This is a genomic window from Streptomyces solincola (genome assembly GCF_002982015.1).
Taxonomy (GTDB): Bacteria; Actinomycetota; Actinomycetes; order Streptomycetales; family Streptomycetaceae; genus Streptomyces; species Streptomyces solincola.
On sequence record NZ_PVLV01000141.1, the window covers coordinates 1 to 2,335 of the forward strand.

Consider the following 2,335-nt stretch of genomic DNA (forward strand, 5'->3'; position numbering starts at 1 on the left):
GCCGAGGAAGGCGGTCGACTCGGCGGCGTGCTCGGGCGGCAGCGGCTGCGCGCCGGCGGACGGCGGCCCCGACTGCGGGTGGCCGTAGCCGGAGGCCGGATAGCCGTAGCCCTGGGGCTGCTGCGGCGGCTGGGGCGCCGGGTAGCCGTAGCCCGGGGCCGCGGCCTGCGGGGGCGGGTAGCCGTAGCCCTGCGGCGGCTGGGGCGCGCCGGGGTGGCCGTAGCCCTCGGACGGCTGGGCCGGCGGCGGGCCGTACCCGGGCTGGGCGGCCTGCGGCGGCGGGTAGCCGTAGCCCGGCTGGGGCTGCCAGCCGTGGGGAGCGTGCGGCTGGTGACCGTGCGGCTGGGACCCGGCGGCCGGCCAGGACCGGCCGTCCGCCGGCGCGCTCTGCCGGGAGCCCGGCACCCAGGGCTCGCTGCCGTCGCCGGGCAGCACGACACCCTCGTGCGCGGGGCGTGCCGCCGGACGGTGCGGCTCGGGGCCCTGTCCGCTGTGCGTCGTCACCGGGACTCCTGTGTCTCAGCCTTTGTCGTCAACCTACGGAAGCGTCGCCTCACGCTACCGGGTGGTGACGACCAGGCGCACACCTGTCTGGTCACGGCCGCCCCGGGCCCCGTACGGTCCGTCAGGCGGCGGGCGACTCCGCCAGCGCCCCGAACTCCCGTACCGCCGGCTCGGTCGCGTACGGCTCCAGGCGGGTGCGCAGGTCCTCCAGGTACTCCGCGCCGCGCGAGGAGCGCAGGGTGGCGAGCAGTCCGGCGGCCCGGGTGCCGGTCGCGCACGCCGCCTCGACCTCCCGCTGCTGCACCTGCGCGGAGGCCAGCAGCACCAGGCCGATCGCCCGGCGCCGCGCCTTGGTCTCCGGCAGCGCGGCCAGCGCCTCGTTCGCCGCCCGCTCGGCCTCCTCGGCGCGGCCCAGGTCCCGCCAGCAGTGGGCCAGTTCGTCGGCGAGGTAGGCGGGGCCGAAGTGGGCGATCCAGTCCGGGTCGTCACCGGACTCAGGGTCGGCCCGGTCCAGCGCGGCCACCGCCCGGGCGGCCGTCTCCCGGGTGGTGCGGGCGTCCCCGAGCAGCGCGTGCCCGCGGGCCTCGGCCGCCAGGAACATCGCCTCCGCGCGCGGGGTCACGCGCCCCCGCGCCCCCTCCTGCGCCGCCCGGGCCAACTGGGCGATCTCGCGCGGGTTCCCCAGCTCCGCGGCGAGATGGCTCATCGAGGCGGCGAGCACATAGCCGCCGTAGGCGCGGTCGCCGGCGGCCTGGGCCAGCCGCAGTGCCTGGATGTAGTACCGCTGGGCCAGGCCCGGTTGCCCGGTGTCCACCGCCATGTACCCGGCCAGTTCGGTCAGCCGGGCCACCGCGGCGAACAGCTGCCGGCCCACGGCGTCCCGGTAGGAGCCGGACAGCAGCCCGGAGACGACGCTGTTGAGGTAGTGCGCCACCACCGGGCGCACATGCCCGCTGCCGAACCGGTGGTCCAGCTCCACCAGCGCGGCCGTCATCGCCCGTACCGCCGCCACGTCCGCCTCGCCGACCCGCGAGCCGGCCTGCCGGGCCACCTGGGCGTCCGCCGCGGTGATCAGCCAGTCCCGGCTGGGCTCCACCAGGGCGGAGGCGGCGACCGTCGACCCGGACAGGAAGTCCCGCCGCCCCACGTCGCTCCGCCACAACTCGGTGACCTGCTCGATCGCCCCGAGCACGGTCGGCGCGAAGTGCAGGCCCACCCCGGAGGCGAGGTTGCGGCCGCCGGCCATGCCGATCTCGTCGATGGTGACGGTCCGGCCCAGCTTGCGGCCCAGCGCCTCCGCGATCAGGCCGGGCGCGCGGCCGCGCGGCTGCTGGCCGCGCAGCCAGCGGGCCACCGAGGTCTTGTCGTAGCGCAGGTCGATGCCGCGCTCGGCGCCGACCATGTTGACCCGGCGGGCGAGCCCGGCGTTGGAGCACCCCGCCTCCTGGATGAGCGCCTGGAGGCGCTCGTTGGGCTGACGTGCGACGAGCGGTCTCGCTGCCATGGCTACCCCCTGGTGCCGCGGTGGACTGTCCGGTCGGCCGGCCCGGTTCGGTCGGTCCCTGATGACTGCCCGGGTGGTTGGCGAAGAATGCGACGGATGATGGTGTATGAGGCCGGGTGACTCTTCTGTGCGACGGGCAGGCCGTCCGGTCGGGGCCGGGGCGCCGTTGCGGTACGCCCCCGGGAAGGGCCTCGGCGCCGGCCCCCGGCACTGGTTACCCCGTCACCGGCTCCGGCGCTCGTGCGCGCCCCCGTCCGTGCTCCGATGCGCCCCGGACGGGGCACCGGTGCCAAGACGCGCTCCCCGACCGACCCTCCCCCGCCCCAC

General features: G+C 77.3%; 1 protein-coding gene and 1 pseudogene. Both read right to left on the reverse strand.

From position 1 onward, the window contains the following. Positions 1 to 504 (reverse strand): annotated as a pseudogene (locus tag C6N75_RS11180) (hypothetical protein); the annotation flags it as partial. Positions 505 to 625: 121 nt separating this feature from the next. Continuing rightward, positions 626 to 2,008 carry a transcriptional regulator gene (locus C6N75_RS11185; RefSeq protein ID WP_105868717.1) on the reverse strand — a complete coding sequence of 461 codons (1,383 nt, stop codon included), beginning with the start codon at positions 2,006 to 2,008 and terminating at the stop codon, positions 626 to 628. Positions 2,009 to 2,335 lie beyond the last annotated feature (327 nt).

What these genes read in the sequence shown, in the direction of transcription:
- C6N75_RS11185 (WP_105868717.1), bottom strand. Translation starts at nt 2,008, where the DNA reads ATGGCAGCGAGACCGCTCGTCGCACGTCAGCCCAACGAGCGCCTCCAG.